At 72.5% G+C, this 16,464-nt stretch carries 17 protein-coding genes; 6 read left to right on the forward strand and 11 right to left on the reverse strand.

Annotation, left to right across the window (positions count from 1 at the left end):
- Positions 1 to 48 precede the first annotated feature (48 nt).
- The 8 genes from truB to rimP form a co-directional block, all read right to left on the reverse strand.
- On the reverse strand, positions 49 to 960 hold the full coding sequence (gene truB / locus ACZ6RT_RS31970) for a tRNA pseudouridine(55) synthase TruB (RefSeq protein WP_470157564.1): 912 nt from the start codon (positions 958 to 960) through the stop codon (positions 49 to 51).
- A gap of 32 nt (positions 961 to 992) precedes the next feature.
- Positions 993 to 1,988: a bifunctional oligoribonuclease/PAP phosphatase NrnA gene (locus ACZ6RT_RS31975; protein WP_399196949.1), complete on the reverse strand. Its 996-nt coding sequence runs from the start codon at positions 1,986 to 1,988 to the stop codon at positions 993 to 995.
- Positions 1,988 to 2,509, reverse strand: coding sequence for a 30S ribosome-binding factor RbfA (rbfA, locus tag ACZ6RT_RS31980; RefSeq protein WP_470157565.1), 522 nt, complete (start codon positions 2,507 to 2,509; stop codon positions 1,988 to 1,990). Before rbfA ends, ACZ6RT_RS31975 begins: the two co-directional genes overlap by 1 nt.
- Positions 2,510 to 2,574: 65 nt before the next feature.
- Entirely contained in the window at positions 2,575 to 2,874 is a 300-nt protein-coding gene (locus ACZ6RT_RS31985) for a DUF503 domain-containing protein (protein WP_344905283.1), read from the reverse strand.
- A gap of 115 nt (positions 2,875 to 2,989) precedes the next feature.
- The gene (gene infB / locus ACZ6RT_RS31990; protein WP_399196925.1) at positions 2,990 to 6,169 is read right to left on the reverse strand and encodes a translation initiation factor IF-2; all 3,180 of its coding nucleotides are present in this window, start codon (positions 6,167 to 6,169) and stop codon (positions 2,990 to 2,992) included.
- 156 nt (positions 6,170 to 6,325) lie between these two features.
- Positions 6,326 to 6,616 carry a YlxR family protein gene (locus ACZ6RT_RS31995; protein ID WP_344905288.1) on the reverse strand — a complete coding sequence of 97 codons (291 nt, stop codon included), beginning with the start codon at positions 6,614 to 6,616 and terminating at the stop codon, positions 6,326 to 6,328.
- Positions 6,600 to 7,607 carry a transcription termination factor NusA gene (gene nusA / locus ACZ6RT_RS32000; RefSeq protein ID WP_344905290.1) on the reverse strand — a complete coding sequence of 336 codons (1,008 nt, stop codon included), beginning with the start codon at positions 7,605 to 7,607 and terminating at the stop codon, positions 6,600 to 6,602. Before nusA ends, ACZ6RT_RS31995 begins: the two co-directional genes overlap by 17 nt.
- Positions 7,608 to 7,618: 11 nt before the next feature.
- Positions 7,619 to 8,119 carry a ribosome maturation factor RimP gene (gene rimP, locus ACZ6RT_RS32005; RefSeq protein WP_399196926.1) on the reverse strand — a complete coding sequence of 167 codons (501 nt, stop codon included), beginning with the start codon at positions 8,117 to 8,119 and terminating at the stop codon, positions 7,619 to 7,621.
- 202 nt (positions 8,120 to 8,321) lie between these two features.
- On the opposite strand from rimP, the gene ACZ6RT_RS32010 reads away from it, so the two are divergent.
- The 4 genes from ACZ6RT_RS32010 to ACZ6RT_RS32025 all read left to right on the forward strand — a co-directional run bounded on the left by ACZ6RT_RS32010 (position 8,322) and on the right by ACZ6RT_RS32025 (position 10,096).
- Entirely contained in the window at positions 8,322 to 8,831 is a 510-nt protein-coding gene (locus ACZ6RT_RS32010) for a hypothetical protein (protein ID WP_470157566.1), read from the forward strand.
- Positions 8,832 to 8,838: 7 nt separating this feature from the next.
- On the forward strand, positions 8,839 to 9,426 hold the full coding sequence (locus tag ACZ6RT_RS32015; RefSeq protein WP_470157567.1) for a ferritin-like domain-containing protein: 588 nt from the start codon (positions 8,839 to 8,841) through the stop codon (positions 9,424 to 9,426).
- A 198-nt stretch (positions 9,427 to 9,624) separates the two neighbouring features.
- A complete protein-coding gene (locus ACZ6RT_RS32020) occupies positions 9,625 to 9,819 on the forward strand; it encodes a DUF4236 domain-containing protein (protein ID WP_399196929.1) in 195 nt (64 codons plus the stop codon).
- A 70-nt stretch (positions 9,820 to 9,889) separates the two neighbouring features.
- Positions 9,890 to 10,096 carry a DUF4236 domain-containing protein gene (locus tag ACZ6RT_RS32025; RefSeq protein ID WP_344905303.1) on the forward strand — a complete coding sequence of 69 codons (207 nt, stop codon included), beginning with the start codon at positions 9,890 to 9,892 and terminating at the stop codon, positions 10,094 to 10,096.
- Positions 10,097 to 10,176: 80 nt separating this feature from the next.
- On the opposite strand, the gene ACZ6RT_RS32030 is transcribed toward ACZ6RT_RS32025, so the two are convergent.
- Both ACZ6RT_RS32030 and ACZ6RT_RS32035 read right to left on the reverse strand, forming a co-directional pair.
- Positions 10,177 to 11,928 (reverse strand): proline--tRNA ligase, encoded by a 1,752-nt coding sequence (locus ACZ6RT_RS32030; protein WP_470157568.1) that lies wholly within the window; start codon positions 11,926 to 11,928, stop codon positions 10,177 to 10,179.
- Positions 11,929 to 12,157: 229 nt separating this feature from the next.
- Positions 12,158 to 12,799, reverse strand: coding sequence for a hypothetical protein (locus tag ACZ6RT_RS32035; RefSeq protein ID WP_470157569.1), 642 nt, complete (start codon positions 12,797 to 12,799; stop codon positions 12,158 to 12,160).
- A gap of 392 nt (positions 12,800 to 13,191) precedes the next feature.
- Here ACZ6RT_RS32035 and ACZ6RT_RS32040 point away from each other — a divergent pair, with 392 nt between their 5' ends.
- Complete coding sequence (locus ACZ6RT_RS32040; protein WP_399196933.1) at positions 13,192 to 14,490, forward strand: FAD-dependent oxidoreductase; 1,299 nt, start codon at positions 13,192 to 13,194, stop codon at positions 14,488 to 14,490.
- A complete protein-coding gene (locus tag ACZ6RT_RS32045) occupies positions 14,487 to 15,791 on the forward strand; it encodes a DUF6986 family protein (protein ID WP_470157570.1) in 1,305 nt (434 codons plus the stop codon). Before ACZ6RT_RS32040 ends, ACZ6RT_RS32045 begins: the two co-directional genes overlap by 4 nt.
- Here ACZ6RT_RS32045 and ACZ6RT_RS32050 read toward each other — a convergent pair.
- Positions 15,788 to 16,462 (reverse strand): copper homeostasis protein CutC, encoded by a 675-nt coding sequence (locus ACZ6RT_RS32050; protein ID WP_399196935.1) that lies wholly within the window; start codon positions 16,460 to 16,462, stop codon positions 15,788 to 15,790. The two genes, ACZ6RT_RS32045 and ACZ6RT_RS32050, sit on opposite strands and share 4 nt — an antisense overlap.
- Between the last annotated feature and the right edge of the window lie 2 nt (positions 16,463 to 16,464).

Here is a 16,464-nt window from a genome sequence, read left to right on the forward strand (position 1 = left end):
GGTCCTTGGCACCCGCGACCCCCGTCCCCACCGGGCCGGAACGGGACGTCACGGCACGAAGACCGCCAGTGACCTGGAGATCCCGCCGCGCTCCTCCGCCAGCGCCACCAGCGTGCCGTCGGGGGCGAAGACCCCGATCGGGCCCTGGCCCAGGCCCAGCGCGGGCAGCCTGCCGCCGTGCGCGATCGAGGCCGCCTCCTCTGCGGTCACGTCCCGGCGTGGGAAGGCGGCCGCGACCGCGTCGGCCATCGGCAGGATCACGCACTCGGCGGCGAGCCGCTCCAGGGTGTGGGCCTCCGGCAGGGCGTAGGGTCCCACCCGGGTACGGCGCAGCGCGGTCAGGTGACCGCCGACCCCCAGCGCGGCCCCCAGGTCGCGGGCGAGCGCGCGGATGTAGGTGCCGCTGGAGCAGGAGACCGAGGCGTCGACGTCGACGAGGTCCCCGTGCCTGCGGATCGCGGTGATCTCGAACTCCGAGACGGTCACCGGCCGGGCGACGAGGGCGACCTCCTCCCCCGCCCGGGCCCGCTTGTAGGCCCGCTCGCCGTTCACCTTGATCGCGCTGACCTGGGGCGGGATCTGCATGATCGGGCCGGTCAGGGCGGTGACGCCCCTGCGGAGGCCGGCCTCGTCGACCCCCGCGGCCGAGGCCGTCGCGACGGTCTCGCCCTCGGCGTCGTCGGTGTTGGTGGACTCGCCCAGCCGGATGGTGGCGTCGTAGCCCTTCTCGGTGAGGGCGAGGTGGCCGAGCAGCCGGGTCGCCTTCTCCACGCCGACCACCAGCACCCCGGTGGCCATCGGGTCCAGGGTGCCGGCGTGGCCGACCTTGCGGGTGCCGGCGATGCCGCGGAGCTTGGCCACGACGTCGTGGGAGGTCCAGCCCGCGGGCTTGTCGACGATGATCAGGCCGCTCGGCGGCGGGGTGCGCTTGACGCGAGCCGTGCTCGTGGACGTGCTCATGGGAGTTCCTTAACAGGCGTGCCGGAAGACGTCTACAGCTGGGCCCGCAGGCCCGCGATCGTCTCCTCGACGGGCAGGTGGGAGGTGAAACCCGCGGCCTTGGCGTGCCCGCCGCCGCCGAGCGCGGCGCAGACGCGCGAGACGTCCACCCCGCCCTTGGAGCGGGTGGAGACCTGCCAGGCGCCGTCGTCGTCCTCCTTGAGGATCGCGCTGACGTCGGCCGCGTCGGTGCGCCGGACCACGTCGATGATCCCCTCCAGCTCGTCGTACGACAGCCCGTGGGCCTCCCGGTCGGCCCGGGTGACGAACGTCCAGACCAGGCCGCCGCCCACCTCGGGCTCCAGCCGGGCGCGCTCCAGGGCCAGGCCGAGCACCCCCAGGTAGCCGAACGGGGAACGGTCCCACACCTCGCGGGCGATCCGCTCGGGGTCGACGCCGGTGGCCAGCAGCCGGGCGGCCATGGCGTGCGCCTCGGGGGTGGTGGAGGAGTGCCGGAACGAGCCGGTGTCGGTGACGAGCCCGACGTACAGGCAGGTCGCGATGTCCTGCGACAGCGGCAGGCCGAGGCGGTGGATCAGTTCCTCGGCGAGCATCGCGGTGGCCGCGGCGCCGGGGTCGACCAGGTTGAGCGTGCCGAAACCGGTGTTGGAGGGGTGGTGGTCGAGCACGATCAGCCGGCCCGCCCTGGCGATGCCCGCCGCCAGCGTGCCGAGGCGCTCGACGCTGGGGACGTCGAAGGTGATCATCACCTCGGGGGCGGCCGGGTAGCACGCGGGATCGACCAGCAGGTCCTGGCCGGGCAGGAAGCGCAGCAGCCTGGGCACGCTGAAGCGCCGGTCGCCGAAGGAGGCGACGACCCGCTTGCCGGCGGCGCGCAGCGCGAGCCCCACGGCCAGCGTGGAGCCGAGCGCGTCGCCGTCGGGCGAGACGTGACATGCGAGCGCGATCTCGTCGGCGGACGAGACGATCTCGACGGCCCGGTCCCAGTCGCGGCCGGGCACCGGGCCGTCGTCGTGCAGGTGGTGCATCACGTCGCGGAGTGTCCCGCGCGCTCGGAGGGCTCGGCGACGTCGGCGTCGGCGGCGTCGGCTACGTCGTCGGCACCGTCGAGGTCGTCGTCCTCGCCGTCCCTGTCCTCGGGCTTGCGGTAGGGATCGGCGTCCCCGGCGTGCCGGGCGCCCTCGGCCCGCTTGGCGATCTCCACGTCCCTGGCCTTGGCCTCGGCGAGCAGGTCCTCCAGGTGGCGGGCGCTGTCGGGGAGCGGGTCGTGGGTGAACGTCAGCGTCGGCGTGTGGCGTAGCCCGGTCTGGCGGCCCACCTCCGAGCGGATGAGCCCCTTGGCGCTCTCCAGCGCCGCGGCGGAGTCCGCCCGCTCGGCCTCGGAGCCGAAAACGGTGTAGAACACCGTGGCGTCGCTCAGGTCGTTGGTGATCCGCGTGTCGGTCACGGTCACGAACCCCAGCCTGGGGTCCTTGATCCGCCGCTCCAGCATCTCCGCGACGACCTGCTGGATCCGATCGGCGATCTTACGCGCGCGTGCGGCGTCCATAGCTCCCCCCTTCTCACGGGGAGACCGGGGCGAGGGGGGTGCCCTCTCGCCGGCCGTCCCCGTATCTAGTCCTCGTCCTCGTTGTAGAGCCGGTGCCGGGCGGACAGCAGCTCGATCTCCGGATGAAAGGCGATCAGCCGCTCACAGTCGTCCAGCACGGCGCCGGCGTTGGCGGCGGTGGAGGAGACGACCGCGATCCCGATCTCGGTGCGGCGGTGCAGGTCGAGATGACCGGTCTCGGCGACGGCCACACCCGGGAACCGCCGCTGTACCTCGGCGACGATGGGACGTACCACCGAGCGCTTCTGCTTCAGCGAGTGGACGTCGCCGAGCAGGATGTCCAATGTCAGGGCACCTACGTACATGGTTGCTCACCGCCACGGTCACCGTCGTACCGCCGGGGGCGGGGGCCGCCCGCCGGTCGCGGACCCTTCTCGGGTCCGCGACCGGCCGGGCGGTCTTCCCGCCGTACCAATGGCATCAGGCGCGCGGCTTCTCCCGCATCTCGAAGGTCTCGATGACGTCATCGATCTTGATGTCGCTGTAGCCGACACCGATACCGCACTCGAACCCTTCGCGGACCTCGGTCGCGTCGTCCTTGAAACGGCGCAGCGAGGAGACGGTGAGGTTGTCGGAGATGACGACCCCTCCACGGATGATCCGGGCCTTGCTGTTGCGGACGATGGTGCCCGAACGGACCAGCGCACCGGCGATGTTGCCGATCTTCGGCACCTTGAAGACCTCGCGGACCTCGGCGGTGCCCATCTGGACCTCTTCGAACTCCGGCTTGAGCATGCCCTTCAGGGCCGCCTCGATCTCCTCGATCGCCTGGTAGATGACCGAGTAGTACCGGATGTCGACGCCCTCGCGCTCGGCCAGGTCGCGCGCCCTGACCTCGGGGCGCACGTTGAAGCCGATGATGACGGCGTTGTCGTCGGCGACCGCCAGGTTGACGTCGTACTCGGTGATCGCACCGACGGCGCGGTGGAGCACCCGCAGGCGCACCTCGTCGCCGACGTCGATCTTGAGCAGCGCGTCCTCCAGGGCCTCGACGGAACCGGAGACGTCACCCTTGATGATGAGCTTGAGCTCGTCGATCTGGCCCTTCTCCATCTCGCTGAAGAGCTCTTCGAGGGTGCGGCGGCGGCCGGAGCGGGCCATGTCCGCGATGCGCTTGCGCGCGGCGCGCTGCTGGGCGATCTGGCGCGCCATCCGGTCGTCGGTGACGACGATGAAGTTGTCACCGGCTCCCGGCACCGCGGTCAGACCCAGGACCATCACCGGACGGGACGGGTCGGCCTCCAGGATCGCCTCGCCCTTGTCGTCGAGCATCGCCCGGACGCGGCCGAAGGCCTCGCCACAGACGATCGAGTCGCCGACGCGGAGCGTGCCGCGCTGGACCAGGACGGTCGCGACCGGGCCGCGGCCCTTGTCCAGGTGCGCCTCGATCGCGACGCCCTGGGCGTCCATCGTGGCGTTGGCCCGCAGGTCGAGCTCGGCGTCCGCGGTGAGCAGGATGGCCTCGAGCAGGTTCTCGATGCCGGTCCCGTTCTTGGCGGAGATGTCGACGAACATCGTGGTGCCGCCGTACTCCTCGGCGACGAGGCCGTACTCGGTGAGCTGGGCACGGACCTTGCCCGGGTCGGCGCCCTCCTTGTCCACCTTGTTGACCGCGACGACGATCGGCACGTCGGCCGCCTGGGCGTGGTTGAGCGCCTCGACGGTCTGCGGCTTCACGCCGTCGTCGGCCGCGACGACCAGGACGGCGATGTCGGTCACCTTGGCACCGCGGGCACGCATGGCGGTGAACGCCTCGTGACCCGGGGTGTCGATGAAGGTGATCTTGCGGTCCTCACCCTCGTGCTCGGTGCCGATCTGGTAGGCACCGATGTGCTGGGTGATGCCACCGGCCTCCCGCGCCACCTCGTTGGTGTTGCGGATGGCGTCGAGCAGCTTGGTCTTACCGTGGTCGACGTGACCCATGACGGTCACCACCGGCGGGCGCGCGACCAGGTCGGACTCATCGCCCTCGTCCTCGCCGAACTCGATGTCGAAGGTCTCCAGCAGCTCGCGGTCCTCCTCCTCGGGGCTGACCACGAGGAGGTTGTAGTCGAGCTCGGCGGCGAGGAGCTGCAGCGTCTCCTCGTTGACCGACTGGGTCGCGGTCACCATCTCGCCCAGGTGCAGCATGATCTGCACCAGGGAGGCCGGGATCGCGCCGATCTTGTCGGCGAAGTCCGACAGCGAGGCGCCGCGCGACAGGCGGATCGTCTGCCCGTTGCCGCGGGGAGCCTGCACGCCACCGATCGCCGGGGCCTGCATGTTGTCGAACTCCTGGCGCCTCTGACGCTTGGACTTGCGACCGCGGGTCGGGCGTCCTCCCGGACGGCCGAACGCTCCCGCGGTGCCTCCACCGCGGCCACGGCCACCGCCACCGGGACGACCGGCGAAACCGCCGCCACCGCCACCGGGACCACCGGTTCCGGTACCGGGACGGCCTGCGCCGCCACCGCCGCCCGGACGGCCGGCGAAACCGCCGCCACCGCCACCGGGACGACCGCCACCGCCGCCGGGACGGCCTGCGCCGCCACCGGGACGACCGGCACCCGCACCGCCGCCGGGACGGCCTGCGCCGCCACCGCCGCCGGGACCGGCGGGCCGGCCCTGGGGCATCATCATCGGGCTGGGACGCGGCCCACCCGGACGCGGGCCACCGGGACCACCGGAGCCGCCGCCGGGACGCGGGCCGCCTGCGCCGGGACCCGGACGCGGGCCACCGGTTCCGGGCGGGCCGGAACGGGCGCCGGGCGGACGGGGACCGGCGTTGTCGCGGTCCTGGCGAGGACCGCGGTCCTCACGGGGACCGGGACGCGGGCCCCTGTCGCCGGGGCCGCCGTCACGGCCGGGACCCCCGGGACCACCGGGGCCGCCCGGACGCGGCGGACGGGCCTGGCCCATGCCGCTGGCGTTGGACGAGAACGGGTTGTTGCCGGGACGCGGGCCGCGCGGGCCCGGACGCGGACCCGGCTTGGGGCCGGGACCCGCACCGGGAGCACCGGCACCGGGCCTGGGACCCGACGGCGCCCCACCGGGACCACCGGTGGGACGGCCCTCCGGACGCGCCTCGGGGCGCGGGGCCGGACCGGGGCGCGGAGCGGGCCGCGGGCCCGGCTTGGGACCGGGGCCGGAGGCCGCCGGACGGCCGGGCTCGGCACGGGGCGCCTCGAAACGCGGCGCCTGCACCTGCGGAGGCTGCTGCCTCGGCGGCGCGGGCGGAGCCGGAGGCTGCTGGGCCTCGGGCACGACCGGCGGCGCCTGCTGCGGCGCGGGCGCCGCGGGACGGGCCGGCGCCGGGCCAGGACGGGGACCCGGCCTGGGTGCCGGTCCCGGCTTGGGGATGGATGTCGACGCCGAAGGGGCGCCGTTGGGCTGGCCGTCACCCGGCCGAGGAGCCGCCTGAGGCGGCCTGGGGCCTCTGCCCCTGTCGGACGATCCCTTGCTGGGACCGCCCAGAGCTTCCGTGAGCCTGCGGACCACCGGCGCTTCGATGGTCGAGGACGCCGAACGCACGAACTCGCCCATCTCCTGGAGCTTGGCCATCACGACCTTGCTCTCCACACCGAACTCCTTGGCGAGCTCGTATACCCGGACCTTCGCCACTGCACTCCCTTGTCTCGGCCCGGGAGGCGGTGCCGCCGGACCGTCGTTACGTTGACGTACTCATCGCCGCATGCTCATCAGGCGCTCATAGCTATCTGACCAGCCCATCAAATCGGCGTTCTACATGACAGTCGGTAACCATTTCACCCGATCCTTTCAGCCTGCTTGCCCTTCCAGGTGGCCGCGCAGCCGCGACAGGTCGAGCGGGACCGCGACGCGAAACGCGCGCGGAAACGCTCGGCGACGCTCTGCGAGTTCGAGACAGCTCAGGGTTGGATGCAGTGAAGCACCACGCCCCTGGAGCCGTCGTCGCAGGTCAGGGACGATAACGCCCTCGACCACCACCAGGCGGAGCAGCTCGGAGGAAACCGTGCGAACCCGGCACCCCACACATGTTCTCAGTGGGGCAGCCTGGCCACCATATTCCAGCTTACCGTGTGGACGCATCTGCGGAACCGGCCGCGTCCCCCGGCTGGGTGTCGGGACGGATGTCGATGCGCCAGCCGGTGAGGCGGGCGGCCAGCCGGGCGTTCTGCCCTTCCTTGCCGATGGCCAGGGAGAGCTGGTAGTCCGGCACGGTCACGCGCGCGGCGCGGCCGTCGAAATCGATCACCTCTACGTGGGTAACGCGCGCCGGAGAAAGCGCATTCCCCACGAACTCCGCGGGATCCTCTGACCAGTCGATGATGTCGATCTTCTCGCCGTGCAACTCCGTCATCACGTTCCGTACCCGCGAGCCCATCGGGCCGATGCAGGCGCCCTTGGCGTTCACCCCGGGCCGCCGGGACCGGACCGCGAGCTTGGTGCGGTGGCCGGCCTCGCGCGCCACGGCCGCGATCTCGACGGTGCCGTCGGCGATCTCGGGCACCTCCAGCGCGAACAGCTTCTTCACCAGGCCCGGATGGGTGCGCGACAGGGTGACCGAGGGGCCCTTGTGGCCCTTCTTGACCTGCACCACGTAGCAGCGCAGCCGGTCGCCGTGCACGTACTCCTCGCCCGGGACCTGCTCGCTGTGCGGTAACACGGCCTCGATCTTGCCCAGGTCGACCAGGACCACCCTGGGGTCCTTGCCCTGCTGGATGACCCCGGCCACCAGCTCGCCCTCGCGGCTGGCGAACTCGCCGAAGTTGATCTCGTCCTCGGCGTCGCGGAGCTGCTGCAGGATGACCTGCTTGGCGGTGGTCGCGGCGATGCGGCTGAAGTTGCCCGGGGTGTCGTCGAACTCCCTGAGCACCTCCCCGCTCTCACCGTCGAGCTCGGCGGCGAAGATGGTCACGTGCCCGGACTTGCGGTCGAGCTCGGCCCGCGCCTTGGCGGCCGCGCCCTCGCTCCGGAAATACGCGATCAGCAGCGCGTCCTCGATCGCCTTGACGACCAGGTCGAAGGAGATGTCCTTCTCCCGCTCCAGGCTGCGCAGGACGCTCATGTCGATGTCCACGAGGCTCCCCCTTAGCCCTCGTCGCCGTCTTCGCCGTCGTCTTCGGCGTCGTCGAGCCGGCGGAATTCCACCTGAACCCGTCCTCGGGTCAGGTCCTCATAGTCGATGCGGCGCGGTGCGCCGCCGACGTCCAGCTCCACGCCGGTCTCGTCGGTGGCGACGATCCGGCCCTCCACCACGGTGCCGTCCTTCAGGTCGGCCTTGACCAGCCGCTTCACCGCGCGGCGCCAGTGGCGCGGCTCGGTGAGCGGGCGGTCGACCCCCGGAGAGGAGACCTCCAGCACGTACGGGGTGGCTCCCATCGCGTCGTCGGCGTCCAGCGCCGCGGAGACCGCGAGGCTGACCTCCGCGACGTCGTCGAGGCTGACGCCTCCGTCACGGTCGACGACGACGCGCAGCAGCCGCCGCTTGCCCGCCGGGGTGACCGTGACGTCCTCCAGGTCGAGCCCTTCGGCCTCGGCGACAGGTTCCAGAAGCTTCATCAGGCGGTCGCGGGATGTGGCGCTGCCCATGCCGACCTCCCATTGTCACGATCTCAGCCGGGCGGACCTCGCCCATGCGATTAACCAGCCTATCCACACCAGGGCGTAGAAACAGCGCCACTCGGTGTGGCGGAGCCGCCCGAGAAGCGAAGTGAGTGCCATTATTCCAATCTCCCGGCTGCCCGTACGATGCTGGGTGCGTCAGCTGCCGACAGAGAACCGGAGGTCGTCCGTGCGTTCCGTCTCCCGGCGCGTCCTGCTGCGGGGCGGCGCCCTCGGGGTGACCGTCGCGGTGACGGCCGGATGCGCGGCCGAGGAGGCCGCGGGGCCCGCGACCGGGAGGCCGGTGCCGCCCGATCCCGAGACGGTGCTGCTGCGGGAGCTGATCGCGGGCAAGGAACGGGCCGTGGCGCTGTACGCCTCGGCCGCCTCGGAGCGGCTGACGCCCTTCCGGCAGCGGCACGAGGCCCACCTGGCCGAGCTCCGCCGCCGCCTGCCGCCGGCCGACCGGACGCCCTCGGCCGCCCCCTCCGCCGCGTCGCCGGGCGCGACGCCCACGCCGTCCGACGGTCCCGCCCGGGGCGGCAGGGCCTCGCTGCGGTCCCTGCGCGACCTGGAGCGCAGGGCCGCGGCCTCACGGGTCCGGCAGATCGCCGGGGCCTCGCCCCCGCTGGCCCAGCTGATCGCCTCCATGGGCGCCTGCGAGGCCGCGCACGCCGTGGCCCTGCCGAGGTCGCTGTGAGGGCGCCGTGCGGAGCGAAGCGGAGGACGTCGTGAGGGCCGGCGCGTCCGGGGCCGGCAGGGCGCGGCGGGCCGGGCGGGGGCTGGAGGTCGCCCTGGCGGCCGAGTACGCCGCCGTGTACGCCTACGGGGTCATCGCGGCCAGGACCACCGGTGGCCTGCGCGCCACGACGACCGCGGCCTACAACGCCCACCGCGCCCGGCGGGACCGGCTCCGCTCCATGATCGTCGCCGCGGGGGGCACGCCCGCCGAGCCGAACGCGGCCTACGAGCTCCCGGTCACCCCCTCCACCGCGGCCCAGGCGGTGGAGCTGGCCGTGCTGGTCGAGCGGGGCGTGACCGGTGCCTACCTGGAGCTGGCGGCCTCCGCGGACACGGCCCTGCGCACGATGGCGGCACTGGCCATGCAGGAGTGCGCCACCCGGTCCTACGGCCTGCGTCCGGAGATCGACGCGTTCCCCGGCATGCCGTCCGGGCCCGGGGGCACGTCCCCGGCGCCCTCCGCACCCTCGACGTCCCCGGCACCCCCGTCGTCCCCGGCGTCCTCGGCGCCCCCGTCGTCCGGCACCCCCGGCACCCCCGGCGCCCCCTCCTGACCCCGTTGCGGCCCTCCCCCCTCCGGTCAGCCGCCTTTCCGGAAAAAGGGTGATTTTCCGTGGCGGAGAGAAAGGCGCTGGTCAGCGCGGAGAGAAAGGGAAACCCGGCCCGCGGCGGTCGCCGCGACGGCTTCCGGTCACGTTTGACCGGGGAATACCGGGTAGCTCAATCATCGCGAACACGTCGAGGAGGAAACAATGGGCTGGGGATACCGCAAATCCATGAAGTTCGGTCCGTTCCGTCTTAACCTTTCGCGGAGTGGAGTGGGACACAGCGTCGGAGGCCGTGGTTTCCGGGTCACCAAGACGGCCGACGGACGGCGCACGCTCACCGTCAACCTGCCCGGCGGCTTCCACTGGCGCAAGACGCTGAGCGGCAGCTCAAAGCGCTGATCCGTCCTTGCGGGAACCCATGGCGGACGCGGGTCGTTCTTCTTGCAGATCACGAGATCGAGGGGGAACAATGGGCTGGGGTTACAGGAAGTCGATCAAAGTCGGTCCCTTCCGGATCGACCTGTCCCCGCGAGGGGTGGGGCAGAGTTTCGGCAACCGCAGATTCCACGTCACGAGAACCCCGGACGGCCGCAAGTACGTGACCGTCAACCTGCCGGGCGGGTTCCACGTGGGTAAGACGATCGGCGGCCGTTCCCGCCATCACCACCATTACTGACGTTCCGTGGACACCGCGGCCGGGCACGGGAACGGGACAGGGGGGCATGCCCGCGCCCGCCCCGCCCCCGGCCCGCGGGGTCACTCCTGGCAGGCCGCCACGACGCGGTCGACGGCCTCGGCGAGCGGGATCTCCTCCTTGACGCCGGTGGCGCGGTCGCGCAGCTCCACCACGCCTTGGGTCAGGCCACGGCCGACGATCAGGATCGTCGGCATGCCGAGCAGCTCCGCGTCCTTGAACTTCACGCCCGGCGAGACACCGGCCCGGTCGTCCACCAGGACGCGCAGGCCGCGTCCCTGGAGCTCCTCGGCGATCTTGACGGCCGCCTCGACCTGGCCGTCCTTGCCGGTGCCGACGACGTGGACGTCGGCGGGGGCGATCTCGCGCGGCCACAGCAGGCCGAGCTCGTCGTGGCGCTGCTCGACCAGCACGGCCACGGCCCGGGAGACGCCGATGCCGTAGGAGCCCATGGTGATCCTGATCGGCTTGCCGTCGGGGCCGAGCGCGTCCAGCCGGGCGGCGTCGGCGTACTTGCGGCCGAGCTGGAAGATGTGGCCGATCTCGATGCCGCGGTCGATGGACAGGCCCGAGCCGCAGACCGGGCAGGCGTCGCCCTCGCGGACCTCGGCGGCCTCGATGGTGCCGTCGGCCGTGAAGTCACGGCCCGCGACGACGTCCGCGGCGTGCCTGCCGGGCTCGTTGGCGCCGGTCACCCAGGCGGTGCCGTCGACCACGCGGGGGTCGACGAGGTAGCGGATGCCGAGATCCTTCAGGACCTGCGGGCCGATGTAGCCGCGGACCAGGCCGGGGTGCCTGGCGAAGTCCTCGGCCTCGAAGATGGTGGGCTCGCCGGGGGCCAGGGAGGCCTCCAGCCGCTTGAAGTCGATCTCCCGGTCTCCGGGCACGCCGACGATCAGGGTCTCGGTCTTGCCCGAGCCGGGGACGGTCACCTTGACCACGATGTTCTTGAGCGTCTGGGCGGCGGTGATGCCCAGGCCGTGGTGGGTGTTGACGTGCTCGACCAGCGACTCGATGGTCGGGGTGTCGGGGGTGTCGAGCACCCGCATGGCGGGCCGGTCGGCCGCCCCGGCGCCCTCGGCGGCCGGCGCGGGGGTGACGACGGCCTCGGCGTTGGCCGCGTACCCGCACGCGTGGCAGGCCACGAAGGTGTCCTCGCCGGTCTCGGCGGGGGCGAGGAACTCCTCGGAGGCCGACCCGCCCATCGCGCCGGAGGTGGCGAAGCAGATCTTGTACGTGATGCCGAGCCGGTCGAAGGTCGCGATGTAGGCCTCGCGGTGGCGCTCGTAGGAGCGCTTGAGGCCCTCGTCGTCGAGGTCGAAGGAGTAGGAGTCCTTCATGACGAACTCGCGGCCGCGCAGGATGCCGGCGCGGGGACGGGCCTCGTCGCGGTACTTCGTCTGGATCTGGTAGAGGGTCACCGGATAGTCCTTGTAGGAGGAGTACTCCCCCTTGACCATGTCGGTGAACATCTCCTCGTGGGTGGGGCCGAGCAGGTAGTCGGCGCCCTTGCGGTCCTTGAGACGGAAGAGCGTGTCGCCGTACTCGGTCCAGCGGCCGGTGGCCTCGTAGTACTCGCGGGGCAGCAGCGCGGGGAAGAGCACCTCCTGCCCGCCCATCCGGTTCATCTCCTCGCGCACGACGCGGGTGACGTTCTCCAGCACCGTCTTGCCGAGCGGCAGCCAGGAGTAGACGCCGGGCGCGACGCGGCGGACGTATCCGGCGCGGACGAGCAGCTTGTGGCTCGGGACTTCCGCGTCTGCCGGGTCGTCCCTCAGCGTTCGAAGAAACAGCGACGACATGCGCAGCAGCACGGCTACTCCTAGCTAGCGGGAATCGGTGTTCTACAGGCTATCGAGTACCGCAAGCCCATTGTCGGCGGTCGGCGGCATCCGAGCCCCTTCCCGGACCGCCGGGGGATCGTTCCGGGGCCACGGTGGGACCGAGGCCGGGGACATGGCCGTGAAGGGATCGAAGGACCTGAGGGACCGTTTCCGGGACGGGCTCCGGGGCCCCGCCTGACGGGACCGCGCCGGAGCCGACTCAGAGACCGGCCAGGAAGACGAAGTACGAGGCCCCGAGGACCAGCGCGACCGCACCGGAGCAGAGCCGGTCGCAGCCGCGGCCCAGGGAGAGGATCATCCCTCCCACCAGGGCGGTCATCATCAGGGCGTCCCACACCAGGAAGCCGGGGACATGGTCCGCCGCGCCGGGCAGCGCCCTGTCGATGCCGCTGAGCAGGGCCAGCCCGGCCGCCCCGCCCGCCGCCAGGTCCCCCCAGCGGTCACGGCGTTTGGCGAGGTAGGACAGGACGCCGATCGCCACGAGCTTGGCGATCGTGAGGTTCACCGCGGTGCCGTCACCGCCGAGGCTCATCGACCAGGTCCCCGAGCGGAAACCGGTGGCGAGCAGCAGCGACAGGATGGTCCCGAAGGTGGCCAGCATGCCGGACAGGACCGCCCACCCGAATCCGACCGCGGTCCGCCCGATGACGACGACGAGCAGGATGTAGGCGTAGGGGTTGTAAAGGGTGTGCACAACTTCGGGCCCGGAGAGCAGCAGGGCCCCGACGCCACCGAGCAGCATCCCCGCGAAGAGCGAGAGGACGATGTGCCGGAGAATGAGGCGATCCCGGCGGTCCCTGGCCGCGAAGTCAACGGCACAATCGTGTTCAACCAAAGCCACTGATCCCCCGATCATGTTTTCTCGTGGCCATGGGAAGTATATCTGACCTGCGATAACATCTAAAACGGGCCAAGTTTCCAAAAGCAAGTGGTCGCTTGGTCACGCTGCCTCGGCGCCCTCTCCTCCACGAGTCTCTCCCGCGAGCGGTCAGAGCCTCGCGACGCCGTCCGCGCCCTTCTGCCCCCGTCCGGACGCCCCCTGGAGCGGTTCGCCGGTGAGCCGGGCGTGGCCGGTCCGGCCGCCGGGCAGGTGGTCGTGGTCGGTTCGCCACCCGCCGACGCCGATGGGAAGATCGGCAAGAACGCACTGCGCGAGGCTGGCAGCCCGGCCCCGCGGTGATACAGAATCAGACGGGGAATCGCGTTCATGACATCCAACGCCGAGGAGGCGATGTGTCACTGCGAGTCGCGATCGTCGGATCAGGGCCCGCCGGGATCTACACGGCCGAGGCGCTGATCAAACAGGCCGCCGTGCCCCTCGAGGTGGACGTGCTGGAACGGCTCCCCACGCCGTACGGGCTGGTGCGGTACGGCGTGGCCCCCGACCACACCTCGATCAAGTCGATCGCGGGCTACCTGCGCGGGGTGCTGGAGATGCCGCAGGTGCGCTTCCTCGGCGGCGTGGAGCTCGGCAAGGACGTCGACGTGGCCGACCTGCTCGACTGCTACGACGCCGTGGTCTACTGCACCGGCGCGATGCTGGACCGGAGGATGGGCATCCCCGGCGAGGACCTGCCCGGCAGCGTGGCCGCCACCGACTTCGTCAACTGGTACTGCGGCCACCCCGACATGCCCGCCGACCGGTTCGTCCTGGACAGCCCCGAGGTCGCGGTGATCGGCGTGGGCAACGTGGCGGTCGACGTGGTGCGCGTCCTGGCCAAGACCGCCGACGAGCTGCGCGCCACCGACGTCCCCGAGGACGTGCTGTCCCGGCTGGCGGCCAGCGAGGTGAAGGTCGTCCACATGATCGGCCGCCGCGGGCCCGAGCACGCCAAGTTCACCCTCAAGGAGCTGCGGGAGCTGGGCGAGCTGGCCAACGCCGACGTGCGGGTGCGGCGCGACGAGTGCGCCGCGGACGTCTCGGCGGCGTCCCGGCAGATCCGGGGGAACGTCGAGGTGCTGCAGAGCTGGGCCGGACGTACCCCGGCCGGCCGTCCCCGCCGGGTGGAGGTGCGGTTCTGGATGCGCCCGGTGGAGATCCTCGGCGACGGGCGGGTGGAGGCGCTCAGGCTGGAGCGGACCCGGCTGGTGGACGGCCGGGTGAGCGGCACCGGCGAGTTCGAGACCCTCCCGGTGGGCATGGTGCTGCGCTCGGTCGGGTACCGCAGCGTCCCGCTGCCCGGCGTCCCCTTCTCCGAGACCACCATGACCGTGCCGAACGAGGCCGGGCGGGTCCGCGACCGCGAGTACGTCGCGGGCTGGCTCAAGCGCGGCCCGACCGGCGTGATCGGCACCAACAAGTCCGACGCCGCCGAGACGGTCCGCACCCTGCTGGCCGATCTGGCCGGCCGCGAGCCGGTACGCCGCGCGGACCTGGACGACCTGCTGGCCGAGCGGGACGTCTCACCGGTCACCTACGAGCACTGGCTGGCCATCGAGGCCGCCGAGACCGCGCTGGCCAGGTCCCTCGACCGGGGCGAGCGGGTCAAGCTCCTCGGGCTCGCCGCCATGCGCACCGCCTACGGCCGATGACCGGCGGGTACGACCAGGAGAGCACCGGCATGCGCGTCACGCTCGCCGACCCGTCCGCCCTGATCCCGGACTTCGAGCGGGTCCACCGCGAGCAGCGCGCGCTGTACCCGTACCGGCCCGCCGGGTGGCAGCCGGTGCACACCGTCTACGTCCCGGCCGACCGGTTCGGCGCCGGGACGGTGCGCGCGTGGGGAGAGGCCGCGCTGGAGCTGTTCCGGCGGCACCTGCCGGAGAGCGAGCTGGCGGCGATCCTCGGCCCGGTCGTCGATTCGGTCATCGACCCGGTCATCGGCGCGGTGCCGGGCGGCGCCGGCGGGGCGTTGGCCGGGGACCTCGCCGGGGAGGTGCACGCGAGGGTGGCCGCCAAGCTGGGCCGCGAGCCCGTCGAGGACCTGCGCGTCGACTTCGAGGACGGCTACGGGGTGCGTCCCGGCGAGGAGGACGGCCACGTCTCGGCCGCCGCCGCGGCGATCGCGGCCATGGACGCGGACGGGACGCTCCCCCGCCGCTGGGGGCTGCGGGTGAAGTCGTTCGCCGACGGCGACCCGGTCCGCTCCCTGCGGACCCTGGACGGTCTCCTCACCGGCGTCATGGAGCGGGCCGGGCACCTGCCGGAGGGGTTCACGGTCACCTTCCCCAAGGTCCTGATGAGGGCGTACCTGCACCAGTTCGCCGACTGCCTGGGGGCGCTGGAGGACGGGCTCGGCCTGGACCGCGGGCGGTTGCGGTTCGAGATCCAGGTGGAGGCGCCGCAGACGGTACGGTTCCTCGACGCGGGGCTGGTCACCGCCCTGGAGGGCAGGCTGGCCGCGGCGCACTTCGGCGTCTTCGACTACACCGCGAGCTGCGGGCTCCCCCCGCACGAGCAGCGGCTGGACCACCCCGCGTGCGACCACGCCCGGCACGTCATGCAGACCGTCTTCGCCGGGACCGGGGTGGAGCTGTCCGACGGCTCGCTGGCCGCGACCCCGGCCTCGGACGACGGCCCTGCGGTACGCGGCCTGTGGCGGCGCCACGCGCGGCTGGTCGGGCACTCCCTGGCGCACGGCTTCCCCCAGGGCTGGGACATGCACCCCTCCCACCTGGTCAGCCGGTACGCCGCGGTCTACGCCTTCCACCTGTCCCGCCGCGGGGAGTACGCCCGCCGGGTACGGGCCTGGCAGGAGCGGCGCGACGCCGGTGGGGGCGTCATGGACGAGCCCGCCACGATCGCGACGATGACCGCGGCCCTGCGCCGCGCCGACCTGGTGCTGGGCGACGTCCCGCCCTCCGGTCCTGGCGCGGGAGGGGCGGAGGGTTAGTCGATCATGGCGCGCCACTCGCGGACCCGCCGGACCTCGACCGGGTCGGACCAGGAGGCCCGCACGGCGCTGCCGACGTGGAAGGCGCGCACGCCGTACTCCAGGAGCGTCCTGACGTAGCGCGGGCGGAGCCCGCCGCCCGCCATGATCAACGGGCCGTCACCGGCCTCGCACCGGGTCTTGATCGTCGACAGCCCGTACCCGATGCCGCCGGGGGCGCCCGCGGTGAGGACGGTGGCGAGGTTGGGCAGCAGGCGGACGGCCCGCCAGCTCGCCTGGACGTCGGCCGCGTGGTCCACCGCCCGGTGGAAGGTCCACGGCAGCGGCGCCACCGCGTGGATGAGCGCCTCGGTGGCGGCCAGGTCGACCGCCCCCGACCCGTCCAGGAAACCGAACACGAACCCGGCCGCGCCCGCGTCCGCCAGGGCCCTGGCCTCACGGCTCAGGGCCTTCAGCGACTCGGGCGTGGCCAGGAACGAGGCCTCGCCGCGCAACATCACCATCTGCGGCAGCGCGGACTCCTTGGCGATCGCCGCGACCGTCTCCGCCGCCGGGGTGAGACCGTCGGAGGCCATGTCCGCCACGACCTCCAGACGGTCGGCGCCGCCGGCTTCGGCCGCGACGGCGTCACGCACGTTGAGCGTGATCACCTCAAGCAAGGATCCGGTCATGA

The organism is Streptosporangium sp. NPDC050148, assembly GCF_055586505.1.

Excerpts from the sequence above, each read along its gene's own strand:
- truB (WP_470157564.1), bottom strand. The coding sequence starts at position 960 with ATGAGCACGTCCACGAGCACGGCTCGCGTCAAGCGCACCCCGCCGCCG.
- ACZ6RT_RS31975 (WP_399196949.1), bottom strand. The coding sequence starts at position 1,988 with ATGCACCACCTGCACGACGACGGCCCGGTGCCCGGCCGCGACTGGGAC.
- rbfA (WP_470157565.1), bottom strand. The coding sequence starts at position 2,509 with ATGGACGCCGCACGCGCGCGTAAGATCGCCGATCGGATCCAGCAGGTC.
- ACZ6RT_RS31985 (WP_344905283.1), bottom strand. The coding sequence starts at position 2,874 with ATGTACGTAGGTGCCCTGACATTGGACATCCTGCTCGGCGACGTCCAC.
- ACZ6RT_RS31995 (WP_344905288.1), bottom strand. The coding sequence starts at position 6,616 with ATGCGTCCACACGGTAAGCTGGAATATGGTGGCCAGGCTGCCCCACTG.
- rimP (WP_399196926.1), bottom strand. The coding sequence starts at position 8,119 with ATGGGCAGCGCCACATCCCGCGACCGCCTGATGAAGCTTCTGGAACCT.
- ACZ6RT_RS32020 (WP_399196929.1), top strand. The coding sequence starts at position 9,625 with ATGGGCTGGGGATACCGCAAATCCATGAAGTTCGGTCCGTTCCGTCTT.
- ACZ6RT_RS32025 (WP_344905303.1), top strand. The coding sequence starts at position 9,890 with ATGGGCTGGGGTTACAGGAAGTCGATCAAAGTCGGTCCCTTCCGGATC.
- ACZ6RT_RS32045 (WP_470157570.1), top strand. The coding sequence starts at position 14,487 with ATGACCGGCGGGTACGACCAGGAGAGCACCGGCATGCGCGTCACGCTC.
- ACZ6RT_RS32050 (WP_399196935.1), bottom strand. The coding sequence starts at position 16,462 with ATGACCGGATCCTTGCTTGAGGTGATCACGCTCAACGTGCGTGACGCC.